General features: G+C 68.4%; 11 protein-coding genes. 7 read left to right on the forward strand and 4 right to left on the reverse strand.

Annotated features, from left to right (window positions below; translation table 11 throughout):
• The first annotated feature begins 263 nt into the window (after positions 1 to 263).
• The 4 genes from CFP65_RS23040 to CFP65_RS23055 all read left to right on the forward strand — a co-directional run bounded on the left by CFP65_RS23040 (position 264) and on the right by CFP65_RS23055 (position 12,744).
• Positions 264 to 7,358, forward strand: coding sequence for a polymorphic toxin type 28 domain-containing protein (locus CFP65_RS23040; protein ID WP_104817976.1), 7,095 nt, complete (start codon positions 264 to 266; stop codon positions 7,356 to 7,358).
• 1,512 nt (positions 7,359 to 8,870) lie between these two features.
• Positions 8,871 to 9,305 carry a hypothetical protein gene (locus tag CFP65_RS23045; RefSeq protein ID WP_104817977.1) on the forward strand — a complete coding sequence of 145 codons (435 nt, stop codon included), beginning with the start codon at positions 8,871 to 8,873 and terminating at the stop codon, positions 9,303 to 9,305.
• Positions 9,302 to 11,374 (forward strand): hypothetical protein, encoded by a 2,073-nt coding sequence (locus CFP65_RS23050; protein WP_104817978.1) that lies wholly within the window; start codon positions 9,302 to 9,304, stop codon positions 11,372 to 11,374. Before CFP65_RS23045 ends, CFP65_RS23050 begins: the two co-directional genes overlap by 4 nt.
• A 578-nt stretch (positions 11,375 to 11,952) precedes the next feature.
• Positions 11,953 to 12,744 (forward strand): IS5 family transposase, encoded by a 792-nt coding sequence (locus CFP65_RS23055; RefSeq protein ID WP_104820582.1) that lies wholly within the window; start codon positions 11,953 to 11,955, stop codon positions 12,742 to 12,744.
• Here CFP65_RS23055 and CFP65_RS23060 read toward each other — a convergent pair.
• Positions 12,701 to 13,246 (reverse strand): hypothetical protein, encoded by a 546-nt coding sequence (locus tag CFP65_RS23060; protein ID WP_104814471.1) that lies wholly within the window; start codon positions 13,244 to 13,246, stop codon positions 12,701 to 12,703. The genes CFP65_RS23055 and CFP65_RS23060 overlap by 44 nt on opposite strands.
• 194 nt (positions 13,247 to 13,440) lie before the next feature.
• Between CFP65_RS23060 and CFP65_RS23065 the strand changes: the two genes are divergently transcribed.
• Positions 13,441 to 13,860, forward strand: coding sequence for a hypothetical protein (locus CFP65_RS23065; RefSeq protein ID WP_158702325.1), 420 nt, complete (start codon positions 13,441 to 13,443; stop codon positions 13,858 to 13,860).
• Between the two features lie 614 nt (positions 13,861 to 14,474).
• Here CFP65_RS23065 and CFP65_RS23075 read toward each other — a convergent pair.
• Both CFP65_RS23075 and CFP65_RS23080 read right to left on the reverse strand, forming a co-directional pair.
• Complete coding sequence (locus CFP65_RS23075) at positions 14,475 to 14,777, reverse strand: hypothetical protein (RefSeq protein WP_104817981.1); 303 nt, start codon at positions 14,775 to 14,777, stop codon at positions 14,475 to 14,477.
• A 267-nt stretch (positions 14,778 to 15,044) separates the two neighbouring features.
• On the reverse strand, positions 15,045 to 15,872 hold the full coding sequence (locus CFP65_RS23080) for an SGNH/GDSL hydrolase family protein (protein WP_104817982.1): 828 nt from the start codon (positions 15,870 to 15,872) through the stop codon (positions 15,045 to 15,047).
• 345 nt (positions 15,873 to 16,217) lie between these two features.
• On the opposite strand from CFP65_RS23080, the gene CFP65_RS41130 reads away from it, so the two are divergent.
• Positions 16,218 to 16,643 carry an FAD-dependent monooxygenase gene (locus CFP65_RS41130; RefSeq protein WP_256387311.1) on the forward strand — a complete coding sequence of 142 codons (426 nt, stop codon included), beginning with the start codon at positions 16,218 to 16,220 and terminating at the stop codon, positions 16,641 to 16,643.
• Positions 16,644 to 16,728: 85 nt separating this feature from the next.
• Here the strand turns inward: CFP65_RS41130 and CFP65_RS23090 are convergent, their stop codons facing one another.
• The gene (locus CFP65_RS23090) at positions 16,729 to 16,896 is read right to left on the reverse strand and encodes a hypothetical protein (RefSeq protein ID WP_158702326.1); all 168 of its coding nucleotides are present in this window, start codon (positions 16,894 to 16,896) and stop codon (positions 16,729 to 16,731) included.
• A gap of 232 nt (positions 16,897 to 17,128) precedes the next feature.
• Between CFP65_RS23090 and CFP65_RS23095 the strand changes: the two genes are divergently transcribed.
• Entirely contained in the window at positions 17,129 to 17,587 is a 459-nt protein-coding gene (locus tag CFP65_RS23095; protein ID WP_104817984.1) for a hypothetical protein, read from the forward strand.
• Positions 17,588 to 17,835: the final 248 nt, after the last annotated feature.

Raw genomic sequence — 17,835 nt, forward strand, 5'->3', positions numbered from 1 at the left:
ATGGCATGGACGAAGGCGATTTGGCGAAGGTGTGACCTCCGTCACGCTCGCGTGTCTCCCTGTGGCCCTTGACCTGTCTCTGTAAGGAGCCAATAAGCTGTCCGGCTTCCGAATATTGACTCGTGGACTGGTCTCGGACTGGTTCGCATTGGGGGTTTTGGGTGTCAATTTTCCGAAATGATCGCACCTCCTCGGGAGGTGGACGATCATTGAAACGAAGGCTTGCCACGGCGACCGCTGCGGCCGTCGTGGGGTCACTTCTGATGCCGGTCACGATCGCCGCAGCGACCGGCCCGGACTACTCGCGGAAGTGGTCGCCGCCGAACACGCCGCTTCCGAGGACTGTCTCGGTCAAGGGCCACGACGTCACCCCGGCGACGCCGGCGAAGCCCGCGCACGAGGTCCCGCCGACCTGGCAGGCACCCAAGTCGCCGAGTGCGCCGAAGCACGGCCACGCCTCAGTGCGTCTCGCCGCCGCCCCGGCGGCGCACCCGCTCGCCAAGGGCCAGCAGGCCGAGGCCGGCACCGAACTCGTCGCCTCCGGACTGCCGGTGGCACTCGCCCCGCTCGCCGGGTCCGCGGCAGGCGGCCAGCAGGTCGAGGTCGACGTCGCCGACCAGAAGGCCGCGACGGCGGCCGGTGTCCCGGGCGTCCTGGTCTCGCTCACTCCCGCCGCCGGCTCGGCCGGTGGCCCGGTGCGGCTCGGAGTCGACCTCGGCCGTGACGGCACTGGCTTCGGCGCCGACTGGGCTTCCCGTGCCCAGCTGGTGACGCTCCCGGGCTGCGCCCTGACGACGCCACAGGCCAAGGGCTGCCTCAAGCAGACCCCGCTCGCCTCGCACTACGACCGCGTCAACCAGAAGCTCGTCGCCGACGTGACGATCGCCCCGAACACCGCCCTCGCGAAGTCCGCGCCAGCGGCCGGTGCGCTCGCGTCCACCGCTGCGTCTGCCGGTGCGTCCGCCGTTCCCACGACCGTGGTAGCCGCGGTGTCCGGCACCTCCAGCGGCGCGGGCACGTTCTCGGCGACGCCGCTGAACCCCTCGCAGGCATGGACGGCCGGCGGTTCCTCCGGTGCGTTCACCTACTCGTACCCGGTCCAGCTGCCCGCCTCCCTCGGTGGCGGCGCTCCGTCGGTCGCGCTCTCGTACGACTCCTCCTCGGTGGACGGCAAGACCTCCTCCACCAACTCCCAGGCATCCTGGATCGGCGACGGCTGGGACTACAGTCCGGGCTTCGTCGAACGCTCCTACAAGCCCTGCTTGAAGGACGGAGTCGCCGGCTCCGGCGACGAGTGCTGGGCCGGCGCCAACCTCAACCTGTCGCTGGCCGGCCACTCCGGCGAGCTGGTGCCGGACGACCAGTCCTGCCAGACCAACGCGCCCGGCACCACCGAGCAGTCCAACTGCACCTGGCGGATCAAGGGCGACGACGGCACCAAGGTCCAGTTCCTGACCGGCGCCACCAACGGCACCTGGAACGGCTCGTACATCAAGGTCACCGACATCTTCGGGACGGTGTACTACCTCGGCCTCAACCACCTGCCCGACGCCTCTGGCAACCCCACCACCAAGGGCGCGGACAGCGGCTCGGCCTGGACCGTGCCGGTCTACTCGCCGAACTCGGGCGACCCCTGCTACGACAGCAGCAAGGGCCAGGGCTCCTGGTGCCAGAGCGCCTGGCGCTGGAACCTCGACTACGTGGTCGACCCGCACGGCAACCTGACCACCTACACCTACACCCCCGAGGCCAACTACTACGCCCGGGGTGGTGGTCAGAACAACGGCACCGGTACCAACACCCAGTACACCCGAGGCGGTGTCCTCGCCAGCATCGGCTACGGCCAGCTGCTGAGCGACCAGTTGACCGCCAACGGCACGTACAACCCGGCGGCGAAGGTCACGTTCACCTCGGGCGAGCGCTGCACGGCCACCGGTACAGCCTGCGACCCGGGCAACCGGACGCTGGCCAACGCGGCCAACTGGCCCGATGCGCCGCTGGACGAGAGTTGCGCGAGCACCGGCACCTGCACCAACTACAGCCCGAGCTACTGGAGCACGCTCTGGCTCAAGTCCATTGCCACGCAAGTCCGTTCGGCCGGTGTGTACCAGACCGTGGACTCCTACGCGCTGAGCCACTCGTTCGTCAGCGTGCAGAACGCCACCGAGAACGCCCAGGTGCCGTGGCTGGACTCCGTCCAACGGACGGCCAGCGACAGGCAGGCCTCGGCCACGCCGGTCCCGCTGGCTCCGGTCACCTTCACCTCGATGCTGTTGCGCAACCGGGTCGACGGCACCAACCTGGTCCCCGCTCGGCCCGACTTCAACCGCCCGCGCATCCAGCTGATCACCACCGAGACCGGCGGCACCGTCGCCGTGGACTACTGGCCGCCGGACTGCTCCCGGGTCAGCGGCCCGATGCCCGGCTCTGCGGACTCCGACGTCCGCTCCTGCTTCAACGTCAAGTGGCACCCGCCGACGGCCAAGGCCGAAGACCCGCCGATCGACGACTGGTTCCTCAAGTACCCCGTCCGCACGGTGACCACCAACGGGGTCACCACGGGGTCCGTGCCGATCGCCAAGACCTACACCTACGGCCCGGCCGCCTGGCACCGGGACGACTCCCCGCTGACCCAGGACGCGGACCGCACCTGGGACCAGTTCCGCGGCTACGCCAGCGTGATCGCGGTGACCGGCAGCGGCCAGGACGGTGTCCGCTCGCAGAGCCGCACCAGCTACTACCAGGGCATGAACGGCGACATCACCTCGACCGGCACCCGCTCCACCCAGGTGGCCGGACCGATGAGCGGGGCGGTGACGGACTCCGACTGGCTGACCGGCCAGACCCTGGAGTCGGACAGCTACACCCAAGAGAACGGCGGCATCGTCGCCTACTCCGTCGACACCTTCTCCGGTGACCACCCGACGGCCACCCACAACCGTGGCTCACTGCCCGCGCTGGTCGCCCGGTACATGGCCACCACCTCCACCGTCACCAGCAAGTCCAAGAAAACGGACGGCACCTGGCTGACCGACAGCAAGACCTCCACCACCGACGCCGCGCACGGCAACGTGGTGCTGACGGTGCTGGACAGCGCCGACGGTCTGCCGGACATCTGCACCCGCACGGCCTACGCGGCGGGCAGTGACCCACAGGTCCAGGCCCTGCCCTCGCAGGTGCTGGTGGCCAGCGGTGCGAACGCCTGCACCGCGCCGCTCACCCAGGCCAACGCGGTGAGCTGGACCAACACCTACTACGACAACCTTGGTTACGGGAAGCTCGGTTCGGCGCACGACGTCACCGCCACGGTGGCCGCCGACCGCTTCGACGCCGGCGGCAACCCGCAGTTCACCACCAAGCTCGCCGGGTACGACGCCTACGGCCGTCTGACCAAGAGCACGGACCAGAACACGGTCGACCCCTCGCACACCGGTGGCGCCGTCGTCACCACCGCGTACACCCAGCCACAGCCGGGAGAGCTGCCCACCGGAATCACCGTCGTCACCCCGGCTCCGGACGGTGCGGCCGACGTGCTGACCGGACGCAAGACCAGTACCACGCTGGACAGCGCCCGGGCCCTCCCGCTGACCGTGACTGACCAGAACGGCCGGGTCACCACGGAGGCGTACGACGCCCTCGGCCGGCTGACCTCGGTCTGGGCGCCAGGCCGTGACACCAAGGCGAGCGCGAGCCACACCTTCAGCTACGCCATCCCCGGCGTCGTCAACGGCAAGCTCGTCAACCCGTCCGTCACCTCGGCCAGCCTGCGGGCCAACGGCTCGTACGCCACCAGCATCCAGATCATGGACGGCCTCGGCCAGACCGTGCAGACCCAGTCCGACCCGGCGATCTCGGCTTACTCCGGCCGCATGATCGCCGACACGGTGCTCGACTCGCAAGGCCGGACCGTCCGGGCCAACGCGGCCTGGTACAACGGTGACGCCAGGCCCAGCACCACGCTCTACCAGACCACGACCCAGCAGGTCCCGGCGCAGACCTACACCGTCTTTGACGGCCTGGGCCGCCCGGTCTCCACCCAGTTCGTGGCCTGGGGCGCCACCCTCACCACCACGACCACCGCCTACCCCGGCGCCGACCGCACCGACGTCACCCCGCCGAGCGGCGCCACGCCGACCTCGACGGTGGTCGACGCCCGGGGCCGGACCAGCCAGCTGTGGCAGTACAGGACCGCCACCGCCACCGGCAACGCCTCCGACGCGGACGTCACCTCGTACACCTACACCCCGGCAGGCCAACTGGCCACGCAGAAGGACGCGGCAGGCAATACCTGGACCCACGGCTACGACCTGGCCGGCCGTGAGCTCACCGCCACCGACCCGGACACCGGCACGTCCACCAAGACGTACGACACCGCCGGTCGACTGGCCACGACCACGGACGCGCGCGAGCAGACCCTGGCGTACACCTACGACCTGCTCGGCCGGACGACCGGCAGCTACACGGGCTCGGTCAGCACGGCCAACCAGCGCACCGGCTTCACCTACGACACCGTCCTCAAGGGCCAGCCGGCCACCTCCACCCGGTACGACAGCGGCAACACCTACACCAGCGAGGTGACGGCGTACGACACGGCGTACCACCCGACCACCACCAAGGTGACCATCCCCGGCAGCGAAGTCGGCCAGAGCGGCACGCCGTTCACCTACACCCACATCTCCGTCTTCGACCCGATCAGCGGCGCCCTGACCGCCGACGACCGCTCGGCGATCGGCGACATCCCGGAGGAGACGCTCACCTACGCCTACGACGACTACGGGCTGCTGAGGTCCTACGGCGTCTTCAACGGCGCGACGCTGGACCTGTCCAACGACTACGACGCGTACGGGCGGAACATCCGCACCACCGTCAACCCGTGGGGCACCCAGATCGTCGTGACGAACACCTTCGACGAGTCGACCGGCCGGCCGGTCTCGCAGTTCGTCGACAAGCAGACCGCTGCCACCGGCGCGGTCCAGCAGGTCACCTACGCCTACAACCCGGCCGGCAAGCTGACCGGCGTCCGGAACATCCCGGACAACGTCCCGGCCAACACCGACCTCCAGTGCTACGGCTACGACTACCTCGGTCGCCTGACCACCGCCTGGACGGACACCGGCACCCTGACGATGGCCTCGCGAGCGGCCGGCGTCCAGGGCGCCTGCACCAACTCCACGCCCACCAGCGGTGCCCAGGCCCCGAAGAAGACCACCGTCGGAGGCCCCGCCCCGTACTGGCAGACCTTCGGCTACGACCTGACCGGCAACCGCAAGACCCTTGTCCAGCACGACCCCTCGGGTGACACCACCAAGGACACCACCGTCACCCAGACCTTCAACACGGGCCCCAACACCCCGATCACCACCCCCAACGCCGACAGCGGCACGGGTGGCCCGCACGCCCTCCTGTCCACCTCGACCCAGACCGGCACCGGCACCGCCGCGGTCAGCACCACCCAGTACGACGCCTCCGGCAACACGACCCTGATCACCGACCCGGCCGAACTCACCACGCTCACCTGGGACCCGGAGAACAGAGTCGAGAGCGTCGACAAGCGGACCCAGGTCAGCCGGACGCACTACCTCTACGATGCGGCGGGCAACCAGCTGATCCGCCGCTACCACGGGAAGAACACCATCTTCCTGGGCGGCGACGAACTCGTCTACGACCCCAACACCAGCACCAAGCCGACCGGCACCCGCTACTACCAGATGCCCGGCGGCCTGTCCCTCGTCCGCCAGGGCGGCAAGTCCACGTTCCAGATCAGCGACCTCCACGGCACCGGCTCCCTCTCCCTGGACGCCACCGCCCTCACCGAGACCCGCCGCCTCACCGACCCGTTCGGCAACCCCCGCGGTACCCAGCCCTCCACCTGGGCCGGCGACCGCGGCTACGTCGGCGGCACCAAGGACGACATCGCCGGCTACACCAACCTCGGAGCCCGCGAGTACGACACTTCGCACGGGCGATTCATCACCCCTGACCTGGTCCTGGACGTGGCCAATCCACAGCAGTGGAACGGCTACGCCTACAGCAACAACGACCCGGTCAACGATAGTGACCCCAGTGGTCTGTGTCCTCGTGACGAGTGCGGTGGCTACGGGCAGAACCCGGGAATGGCCGTCGGCACGCATGGAACGGACACTGACGCCAAGGTTGATCAGCGTGGTGACCACCCGGGCCTGACGCTCCAGCAGGCGACGATGGTGTCGTTCCTCTACGCGGCCAACGCCTCCTTCAATAGCGACCATGTCCGCAACAGCTCGAACACCAGCGACGCCGACTTCAACAGAATCGCTACTAAGTATCACGCTGGGCAAAGCACTATTGACCACGCTGCTATTGAAGTGTGGGCATACGGGGCGAGTGAGGCAGAGACCGACTACTTCTACCAGAACTACTGCCTCTTCCTGGAGTGCCGCACCGGGTGGGATTCCGCTTTGGGTAGCCAGATTGGAAGTCAGGTCTCTTCGCCATTCGGCCTTTCCACGTCGGAGAGAACGGCCGACGCGGTTGCCGGGACCATGGCAGCTTTGGCGGCGCGTGAAGTTGGAGGCGGCTTGGTGCGAGCGGAGGAGCAAGGGCTCTCCGCTGAGGCACGGGCGTTCAGTGAGTGCAACAGTTTTCCAGCTGACACTCAAGTTCTCCTTGCCGACGGCCAGACAAAGGCGATAGTCGACCTCCAAGACAGTGACCGGGTTCTGGCCACCGATCCTCTTGCAGGAGTGACGAAGGCTGAGTCAATTGTCGCAAGAATCATCGGCCATGAAGATGTTGAATTCACCGACCTGACCCTCGCGGCCAGCGACAGTACGCTGAGTGCCCAGGTAGTCACCTCTACAGCACACCACCCGTACTGGGACGGCACTACGCAGCGCTGGACCAATGCGGATGATGTCAAGAGCGGAGATGAACTTCGCCGGCCTGACGGCAGCACTGTAATGGTCTCATCGGTGCGGAACTACCACACCGCGCCCCAGGCTGCCTATAACCTTACGATCGGCGAGCTCCACACGTACTATGTACTCGCCGGTACTGTGCCAGTGCTTGTGCACAATTCGAGCTGTGGCATTCCGACAAAGACGGACAGGATCGCTGAGCATCTCACTTTCAGGGATCTGGATGCCGCTAAACGTGAACTCGGCGGTGAGGTTGTTGCGCGAAAGTCTGACGGGACTCCGTGGGACCACGTTGGCGAGGTGCGAGATGCTCAGGCGGGTCTCCTGAATCGCATGCACCAGATCAAGGTGCAGATGTCAAAGGCGGGGGTTGATGATCCGATCTTCCCGTCACTCCAGGCTGAACTCAGCCAGGCCAGTAAGCTGCTCGACTACTCAGAGAAATATGTCCCGAGGTACTGATGGCAGAATTTACAGAAATGCTCAGTAAGGCGAAATCTGGAACGCTGAGCGCTAGGGAACTCGGCGTTGCCGTGGAGGCAATTTCTGAGGGCTGGGCAAGTCAGGGAGACCTGTATACGGCGTTGCACGTGGTTGGGTTGGCGGGCTCCCCTGCCCAGGCGGAGGCCGTCAGGCAGTACCTCCGCATGCCTGCGGACCCGATGCTGTCCCGTCTAGCCTTGCAGGTTCTTGGTGACTACTGGGGGATGTCTTCTGAACTCCTCCCTGAGCTCCGCAGCTTCCTGGCTGGGGTCGATTGGGATGTTGATGGCGATGTTCGGGGAATCGCAATTTCCATCGCTGGCAGGCATCTTCGAAAGGCGGGAGGACCGACCGACTTGGCGAAAATGTTGATGAATATCGCCGACGATGAGAGCGAGTTCAGTCTTGTGCGAGAGGCTGCGTTTCGAGCCCTGGCTGCAGGGCTTGGGGATTCGCTTCTCGAACCGTCTTCTCCTGCCGTCCGAGTGCGCATTGGATCTGCGCAGGCTACGGATGTCCTAGCCCGTGCTAGAAAAAGGTACGCCCGACGGTAGCTAGCATCGGGGAATGCAATCCCATGATTCGAGCGGCAAGAAGCCCCGCCAGGACCGTGGAGGTCTTGGCGGGGCTTCTTGCCGTCTTGACGGCAGTAGTTGACGGCAACGTCAGCGGACGGATGCTGCACAAAGCGGCGGCCCGTCGCCGTTGTCGGGCCGCGTGGCGGGCTCGGCGGGGGTGCGGAGGACGGAGGAGCCTGGCCAGGCGGAGCAGGGCGGTGAAGTGTCGGGTGAGGGTGGTTCCGACTTCCCCCGGTCAGGTCCGTCCGAGCGCTGTCCGCGGCCCACCGTCCGGCCGCCATGCGCACCGCCTCGAGGACTCCCCTTGGTCGATGCTGCCCGCGAAACCCTCCCGGAGGGGCCGGGACCCAGCCGGCGATCGCCGACCTCCGACATCGGCTTGGTGCACCAGCGCCCCGACAAGCCGTCTCGACCGCGGTTGACGCCGCCCCGAAGGCGCATCGCCGGCGGTGGCGGGCGCGGCCCTACGGGCCGGACGACGGCCGGGCGCCAGGGCGGACACCGATCACCCGTCGACCACCCGGCCAGGTGTCTCAGCCTCGGACGCCCGGGGGCGGTACGAGCGATGCCACAGGGGATGAAGTGTCGGGCAAGGTGGGGGAAAGCGTCACCTTTCGAACCAGACGGCAGGGAGATGCACGACCGTCAAAACCCGCCAGATCGGGGGCGGCCGATCGACGCCGTCTCGCACTGGTGGTATCGAACGTCGATCTCCAAGGGGTTTCCGAACGCCATGTCCGGAGGTAGGTGGCCCCGAGCAGAATCGAACAGCCCCGTAGTTGCGCAAGAGTCAGAGGTTGAGCAAGGGGGGGGTGAAAACTGGCCTATGTATACGTTCCGCTTGTGCGGAATCACACGTCGTTCGCATCCTTTCTGGGCGCGGCCCGGCGGTGGGCTGCATGAGAAGTGGGGGATGCTTGTGATCGACATCGATGTGCCGGACCTGGTGACGCGCGCGGGCCAGGCGCTGGTCGTGGAGGTGGCGCGCTCCGGTTGGGCGTTGGTCCGGGAGCAGATCGGTGCGTTCCTGCGGCGGAACCGACAGGCCGACGACGCCCAAAGGCAGTTGGCGGACCTCGACAGCGTCGTGGAGCAGAACGGAACGGACACCGAGCAGGCCCGGGAGGCGCTGAGGACTCAGTGCTATTGGCAGCTTGGGGCCTACCTGTCGCGCCACCAGCACATGGCCGCTGAGCTCGAGGAACTGCTTGCGACCTGGGGAGCGGCTGAGCCCGGCGGGCAGGGGATGAACGCCAACGGGAACACTGCCAGCGTGGTCATCCAGGCCGGTGGCAACGTGAACACCGGGAAGGGATCCATCACCGCCTCCGGACGGCCCCGGCGGTGACGGAGGCGCAGTCGCAGCCGGAGGCCGGCGTCGGCCAGGAGACCCTGGGGAACCAGAGCGCTTCAGGCAACCACTGGTCGGTCATCATCCAGGCCCAGGCATCCGGCACAGCAAACACGTTGGCCCTGGTCAACATCCACGAGAAGGAGTTGCTGCCTGCCCACGAGGTAGCGCCGGCGGTGGTCGAGGCGGCACGAAAGGCATGGGTCAGGGCCGACGGTGACGGCAAGCCGATCAGCACCGCGGAAGAAGTGCGGGACGTGCTCATGCGGGGGAACGGTCTCGGGGTGGTCGCCGGGCACGACGGCAGTGGCCGTTACGCCGCCGCCGTCCGGGCCCTTCTGCTGGTGGACCGTGAGCGCTGCCAGGGCGCGGCACCTCTGTGGCTGGGAAGGATCACACCGGACTGGGACCCGCCGGACGTCACCCTGCTGCCGGTCCAGCCGAACTGCGGCTACGTACTCGACGCCCGCGGCGAGACCGTGGACTGGTCCAAGGAGATGCCGGCCAAGCTCGCCGGCCACGGCCGTCTCCTGGCGAAAGTGGGATCGTGCCTGATCGTGATCGTGGGCGAGGACGGCTGGCCGACCACCGGCCCCGAGGCGGGCGTCGCAACCCACGCCCGGTCCGCTGCCCCACGGCGCCTGGTCCGCTCCCACCTCGAACTCCTCCACAAGTGCGTCGGCCTGGTCGAACGGCTCCAGCCCGAGTACGAGGTGAAGGAGGGCGAGCAGGACCTCACACACCTGATCACCGACGGAATGCATCCGAAGGACGCGGCCGACCTCGCCCGGCTGCTTGCCGGCGCGGCCGGAAGCGAGAAGCTGCTCGCCGCCGCCGTCGAGCGTTTCACGGGGTGGCGTGACTACGTCTCCGGCTTCTTCGCACGCACCGCCGACCGCCCTGACGACCGGGCCCTTCTGCTCTCCGCGGTTCTCCTCGACGGAGCCAGCCCCGCCCAGGTGAACCAGGCGGCCCGCGACCTGCTCGAAGAGAAGGTCGACACCAGTGTGCGCAACGCCCTGTCGGGCATGGACCTGGGAAGCCGACTCCGTGACTGCGGAGCGAAGGTGGCCGACAACAAGGTCACCTTCACCCACAGACCGGGGTACCCCTATGCGGTGCTGCGGCACATCTGGACCGAGCTCGGCGAGGCACAGGACCCCATCCGCAGGTGGCTCGCCCGGATCACCTCCGACGGACAGGTCGGGGCGCCTAGGCTCGGAACCATCGCCGACCTGCTGGCCAAGCTGGCCGCCGAGCACAACGACAGCACCGTGCTGCCCAGCCCCACCCGGGGCAATGACGCCGTGACGGCACTCAGTCGGGGTGAGCCCGCCGCCCGGATGCTGTCCGCCGCAGCCCAGCACCCGGTCCTGGGAGCGGGAATCCGCAAGCAACTGCGGGACAACTGGGCGCCCAGCCGCGACCCGGAGATCGCCAGGGTTGCCGCATTGGTGTGCCAGGGCACGTTCGCCGCGAAGTTCCCCGGCCAGGCGCTGGTGCGCCTGAGGCACGTCCTAGGCCGCGATACCGACGATCCGGCCAACAAGGAAGCCGGCCGGGCTCTGCGCGCCTTGGTCCGAGAACACGGCAAGCTGGCCCAGACCTGGGCAGCGGTCACCGACTGGATCGGCCTGACCGGCCAGACCGGCACGGGCCCGAACGCAGCGAACCGGGTCCGCGCGGGCCGGCGGGCCTTTCTCGCCTTGGCCGACATCACAGCAGACCCCTATCCGGTAGAGCTTCTCCTCAATGCTGCGACCCACGACAAGTCGGTGACCGACGAGCTCGTCGCCTGCTGGAGCGCGACCGTGTCCCACGTCGAGTACGCCCGCGTTTGTGAGGACACGCTCACCGCGTGGGCGGAGGCCAGCGTTGAGGGACACCTGCCGGCGGACCAAGTCCTGCAGCTGATCGAGAAGGTCGTCAACGGCCGCATCGGACTCGACCCGGTCGCAGCCGTCGTCGTCGGCCGCGACACGGCAACCGAGTCCAAGGCCATGCGCGAGTTCCGGCGGCGCCTGATCGACCGCCGCTTCTCGCCGGCCAGGCCGGAGCAACCGTGACCCGCGAGCACACGACCCGCGCACAACGGCGGGTACTGCGCCGTGAGGTGACCGCCTTCTCGGCAGTCCTGCCAAGCTGCTACCCGGACATCGCCTTCAGTGCGCAGATCACCGCAACCACCTATCCAGACCGCCTACCCGACTGCGACCATCTGGCACTTGCCCGGCTCATCCGGGGCACTCTACGTAGGGCGGCGACCGACACCGCAGCGCAGTTGCACCCGCTGGATCTACCGGGAGCACAGGACGCGCTGGCTGATCACCTGGCAGGACCCCGCCCGATAGTCGATCACCCGGACCATGTCCTGAGTGGCTGTTGTCGTTTCGATCTTGAGGGGCGCGGGTCGAACGGGGGTCTCGATCGGGTGAGCGCAGCGGCCGCCGCGCATGAAAGCAGGGCCTCTTGGTAGCTCGAAGGGTGTCTACGCCAAAGAGCGGTCCAGGAGGCCCTGTTGTCCCACTTCTACGGCATCGCGGGACCGGGGTCCACTTCGGTCACTCTCGCGTGTGACTGCCTGGCACACCGGTTCGGGAACGCCGTCGACCACGGGGTCCGTGTGCGCCGCTACCCCACCGACATGTCCGATGCGGAGTGGGCGGTGGTGCGGCCGCTGCTGCCGGTGCCGGGCTGGCTGCGCGGGCGGGGCGGGCAGCCGGAGGCGTACTGCCACCGCACGATACTGGACGCGATCCGCTACCTCGTCGACAACGGAACGAAGTGGCGGGCCATGCCGGCTGACTTCCCGCCGTGGGACCGGGTCTACGCGTTCTTCCGGCGCTGGCGTGACCACGGTCTGGTCCGGGAGTTGCACGACCGGCTCCGCCGTAAGGCCCGCGAGCAGGCCGGGCGGGACCCGGAGCCGAGCGCGGGCGTGATCGACTCCCAGTCGGTCAAGGCGGACGCCGTCGTCGGCCGTGACAGCCGCGGCTTCGACGGCGGCAAGCTGATCAATGGCCGCAAGCGGCACGCCGTGGTCGACACCCTCGGCCTGCTCCTCGCGGTGATGGTCACCGCAGCGGACATCGGCGACCGCGCCGCCGCGCAGGTTCTGCTCGCCCAGGTGGCCGCCGCACACCACCGGCTGGCGCTGGTCTGGGCCGACGGCGGCTACACGGGCAGCCTCGTCGAGTACGGCTTCACCGTCCTCGCCCTGGTCCTGGCCATCGTCAAACGCAGTGACGACATGCGCGGCTTCGTCGTGCTGCCCAAGCGGTGGATCGTGGAGCGGTTCTTCGCCCACCTGATGCGAAGCCGCCGCCTCGTGCGGGACTTCGAACGGTCCACCGGCAGCGCGGAGGCGATGGTCTACTGGTCGGCGACGATGCTCATGACCCGCCGCCTGGCCCGGCCAAGGCCATCGCGAGCGTGAACCGGCCCGGCTCCGGCTCGACCAGCCACCCGCGCGCTGTCAGCCGCTTCGCCTTCGACCGCAACGCCTCGATCTTCGCGGGCACCGGGTCCAGGCCGAAGCAGGCGGCCATCTCCTGGCAGGTCAGCGGGCCTTGACCGAGACGGCCTCGGTCCGCGAGAGCCTGCACGATGCGCTGGTAGTCCGCCGACAGTGCCGACCGGGCCAGACCCGCACGCCACATCGGCACCACCGACTTCGGCTTCGCCGCTGCCGAAGATGCAGGCAGCGCCGGCGGTTCACCGCGATCCGACGGCTTCTCGACGGCGTCCGGGCCGGCGATGTCTCCTTCGCCCGGGGACAGCACCTCGCCGACGCGTGAACGGGCGATGACCCACTCGCTCCACTCCCGCTCGGCCGCGACCAGCTCGGCCTGGATACGGTCCGCCTCCTCCCGCAGCTCATCCACACGACGGCGAGCGGTCAGCTCACGCTGTTCCAGCAGCCCCACGACCGACGGCATCCTTGACCTCCACCAGAGCGACGACACGACACGTCACCACTCCCCGAGACCACCGCCCCTATGCCTGACCAGCGGAAACACAGCTCTCAAGTCAGGAAAGACAACAGCCACTGAGGGCAGACATCACCGTCACCCTGGACGCTGCCGCAGTCGAGGCCACCCAGCGGCTGGTGCAGGCGTGCCAGCAGCAACAGTTGGAGGACGCTGTCTTCCTCCAGGCAGTCCGAGCGCGGGCCCGTGCGCTGGCCGACCCGGCAGTTCTGGCTGCAGCGCTGACCATGCCGGAGGTCGGCCCATGGGCCGACCTCGTCAAGGACTTCAAGCTGACCGACGACGGCGGCAGGAAACAGTTCGCCGGTGCGCTGACCCACCTGTCTCAGCTCCTCGCCACAGCCCGTGCACCGTCTCATGAGCCGTCCGACCGCCAAGTCCTCGAGATCATGCGCACCTTCTTCTCCCGCTTCCAGAGCTCGCACCAGCAGCGTGCTCTTGTCACATTCACGGCCGACTACATGAGGGCACTCGGTCACCCGGATCTGGCCACCCAACTGGAACAAGGCGATGAGATGTTCGCGAATACATACGGGGGCGATGGCCTAGAAGTGGCGCCATGACAACCGCCCTCCTGCGATGGCTGCTCGCTCCGCGCACAAGCTGGCTGGCTTGGCGTCTGGTGCGGAGGGCCTCGGGGCTCATCGACTTCGATGCGGCATGGCGCAACGCCCGGGTGTGGCTTCACCGGGACGAGGACGGGTTCCGAGCACAAGGTCATCTGTCCTCTCCGGGATCGCAAGGGCCAGAGCCGCATCGGGCGGGGCAGCACGGCCCGGAATGAGCAGGGTGCCTGGCTTCCGGACGACAGGGATAAGTCATGGACATGATGATGTGGGAAGTGATCTTCGCCGGGATGGGAAGCCCACCGTCTGACTCGCCCATTCCTGCAGACCAGCGACACTCGTGAACGGCCCACCCAATGACTGTTTACGAGTGAGACTCGTGAAGGGTCACGAAATCCCGCTCGGCCGATTCGGCCGGGCGGGATTTCTGCTTTGAGCGGGCTTGTTCGAGGTGGCGTGCGATGGCGACGGGGCTTCGTGGCGTAGGTCATGGCGCCATGCGGGCTGTTCGTCAGTCCGCCGAGGGGCGGCGGACGCGAGGACCTGGCCCTGGACGGGTCGGTCAACGGCTGTGCGTGGTGGATCTCTTCAGGACGGTCGCGGAGTGGTCGTCAGCTGAACGGAGCGGGGCCGGACGGGGCTGGTGTGAGGCCGTCGTAGTCCTCGACAGTGACGGCCGTGGCCAACTCGGGGGTGGTGGTGAGGAGCCAGTCCTGGATGGTCAGCAGGTTGATCATGAAGACCATCAGTGCGAGCAGGACCGCCTGGACGACGCGTCCGTGGGCGAGGCGCTTCTTGGGATCCGCTATCTCGATGTGATGGCCCTTGGCCCGGCCGTTGATTCCTTCGTTGTGGGCCCGGTGCCGGCTGCGGAACTGGAGGAGACGGACACCCTGCTGGTCGAGCCGGACCACCCCAAGGTGCGGGGCCCGTACGAGCGGTGGGGTTACCGGCCGATGGGCTGACCGGCCGGGGCGTAGCTCGACCGGACTGCCCCCATGGCCGCCGGGCGGAACACGGTGCGGTCCCCGGTCTGCCCGCTGGCTCGGCGCCGAGCCGGGCGGCCGCCGCTGCCTTGGTCGGCTTCTGCGGAATCCGCTGGGTCAGGGCCCCGTCCGACCCGCTTCCGTCTGCCGTACGCGGTTGCTCCATGAGGTGGAGCAGGAGCTGGGCAAGGCCCGTCAGCGCGGGATCAACTCCGGCTCCGGGCGCTTCGCCGTGAGCCGGTCGCCGGAGGATTCGCCGCGCACTCGGCGGCCGACCCACGGCAGGAGGAACTCGCGCGCCCACTGGATGTTCTCCCGTCGCAGCTCCGCGCTGGAGTGCGGGGCGGTGTGAGGCCACGGCGCCTCCGGGTCGTCCGCGGGCACGCCGAGGGCTCGGGCTGCTAGTTCGGCGACCCGCTGGTGACCCTGGGGCGAGAGGTGGAGCCGGTCCTCGCTCCACGCCCGCCGGTCCTGCACCGAGCGCAGTCCCCACAGGTCCGCGACCAGCAGATCGTGCCGGTCGGCGATGGCGCGCAGGTTGGAGTTGTAGATGGCGATCTTGCCTCGCAGGTGCTTCAGGACCGGTGTCGCCCGGGTGTCGAAGCCGGTGAAGATGAGCACTCGGCCGGCGTGCGGCGTGAGCAGCTCGATCGCGCGCTCGAACCGTTCCGCGACCTCGTCCGGGTCGGTGCCGGGGCGCAAGATGTCGTTGCCGCCCGCGCAGATGCTGACCAGATCGGGTTGAAGCTGTTCGACCTGCGGCACCTGTTCGGCGACGATCTGGTCCAGCAGGCGGCCGCGGACCGCCAGGTTGGCATACCGCAGGTCGTAATGCCCGGACGCTGTCACCGGGCGGCGTTCGGCCAGCAACCGGGCCAGCCGGTCAGCCCAGCCCGCGAAATTCCCGCCGGGACCGGGATCGTTGAGGCCTTCGGTGAAGCTGTCCCCGAGCGCCGCGTACGAGGTGATCGGTGCGGACCGCCCGGGTCCGCCTGGTGTCGGCCGTGCGCCATCATTCTGCATATGGCTAATATTTCAGCACATGAAGCTTTTGTGCTCTCCCAGCTGGGGTGATATTTCCCACGCGCGCCGTCGCCGGGCCCTCGCCCCATGGGCCCGCCCGGCCAGCGGATGCGAGAAAGCCGCTGGTGGGCCGCTGCGGCGGTACGTCGGCCGACTCCGGGGACCGCCGGCGGGCGGACGCTGATGAACTGGGTCCTGGGAGTCCGGCACCAGAGCGGCCAGGACGCACGGGTGGGTTCGAACCGCCGGATCAACGCGGCCGAGGCCGGCGCCGGCCCCGGCCGCCTGGAAGCTGCCGTGGGTTGACCTGCCGGACCTCCTGGCGAACTCCTCAGGGATCTTCGAATACCCGATGCTCGACCGGGACCCACTGGCGCGCGCTGGAGCTTCGGCCGGGTCACGCTGCTCGGCGACGCGGCACACCCGATGTTCCCGATGGGCATGGACGGCGGCTCGCAGTCCATCATCGACGCCCGGGCGTTGGCCTGGTGCCTGGCCAAGGACGAGGAACCGGTGGCCGCGCTGCGCCGCTATGACCAGATCCGCCGCGAGGTGGTCAACCGAGTCGTTCTGCGCAACCGGGAGTTGGGCCCCGAGGAGATCATCGCCCGGGCCGTGGAATGCGGTGGAGCGCTGCCCGGTCCGCAGGCCGCGCTGATCTCGCGTGACTACAAGCGGGTGGCGCGGTTCACCACCGAACACGTCAATGCCGGCGCATCCTGGACGGTGCCCCGCAGCGACGCCGGCCGGGCCAGGGTCCGATCCAGGTGAACTGACGAAACGTCGATCAGCACTGGGACGACGTCCGGCCGTCCCCCGTCGAGTGCGATCCGGCAGAGGCCGAGGGTGGTGCGCGTCAGCCGACGCTGGGCCGAACGGAGTCCAGGAGGGCAACCAGCTTCTCGACCGTCTCCTGGTTGGCACGTCCGAGCATGATCAGCGGCTGGCCCCCGAGGGGGAAGTCGGCCCCCAGCGAGGGGAACGTGATGTCGTGCCGCCCCAGCGCCGTCATCAGCCTGTTCACGAGTGCGTCGCCGAGATGGTGGACGTCGGTTCCCGGGGCGGGCTCGCTCCAGCTTCGCGTCGACGGCGCGCACATCAAATAGCAGCATTCATCCATCAAGGTTCGATCAGCCGTGAATGCCCGTGAACCGGGGTAATCCGATGCCCCTCCTCGACTCATCCCTCAGCGAGCCGGCTGCCCGCCGGACCTGACACGCACCACGCCGGTGCGAACACCGAGGAGACCGACCCGCATGAGCGTCGTCCCGCTCGACCCCGCCTCACCCGCCTCTCACGCCGTGGGCATCGACTTCGACCAGACCCTGGTCGCACACGACGACGGCTGGCAGGACGGACGCATCTACGGCCGACCCATCCCCGGAGCGATCGAGTCGCTGCACGAGCTGAGGAAGGTGCGGTCGGTGTTCGTCGTCACCGCCCGCCCCCGCCGGTTCCACCCCGAGATCGCGGCCTGGCTGCGCCGGCACACCGGCCTGGAGACCATCGTCGACGACGACCCCGACCGCGCCTACTGGCAGGGAGACTGCCTGCTGGTCACGAACAAGAAGCTCGGCGCCGCCGTCTACATCGACGACCGAGCCCTGCGCTTCACCGGAGACTGGACGACCACCCTGGCCGAAGCCCACCACGCCATCGGCCTGCACCACCGCGGGCCCTTCCAGGGCATGGGGGCGTGCACGCCGCGGTGTTGACGGTCACGTCGGCCATCGGACCGCCGGCGCCAGCGCTGACGGGGCGTCGAGTCCTCCGGAGGCGTGCGGCTGCCGGGGCGTTACGCGTTCTTCACGTGATCCGGTACAACCATTCCCCCGTTGCGGAATCTTGACGAAATGGGTTGGGCACGGCCCAGCCCCGGCTGGTAGAAGTGTTCAGCCGGGATCACGATCCGGCCGGGGGACCTCCCAGTGACAGCCGTGGCGCAGCCTCTGCGCGCCCGCTG

Source organism: Kitasatospora sp. MMS16-BH015 (genome assembly GCF_002943525.1).
GTDB lineage: Bacteria > Actinomycetota > Actinomycetes > Streptomycetales > Streptomycetaceae > Kitasatospora.

Bases quoted from the DNA above. Each gene is read 5' to 3' on its own strand.
- CFP65_RS23055 (WP_104820582.1), top strand. From the start codon at position 11,953: ATGTCCGATGCGGAGTGGGCGGTGGTGCGGCCGCTGCTGCCGGTGCCG.
- CFP65_RS23080 (WP_104817982.1), bottom strand. From the start codon at position 15,872: ATGCAGAATGATGGCGCACGGCCGACACCAGGCGGACCCGGGCGGTCC.
- CFP65_RS23045 (WP_104817977.1), top strand. From the start codon at position 8,871: ATGCTTGTGATCGACATCGATGTGCCGGACCTGGTGACGCGCGCGGGC.
- CFP65_RS23060 (WP_104814471.1), bottom strand. From the start codon at position 13,246: ATGCCGTCGGTCGTGGGGCTGCTGGAACAGCGTGAGCTGACCGCTCGC.
- CFP65_RS23040 (WP_104817976.1), top strand. From the start codon at position 264: ATGCCGGTCACGATCGCCGCAGCGACCGGCCCGGACTACTCGCGGAAG.
- CFP65_RS23095 (WP_104817984.1), top strand. From the start codon at position 17,129: ATGAGCGTCGTCCCGCTCGACCCCGCCTCACCCGCCTCTCACGCCGTG.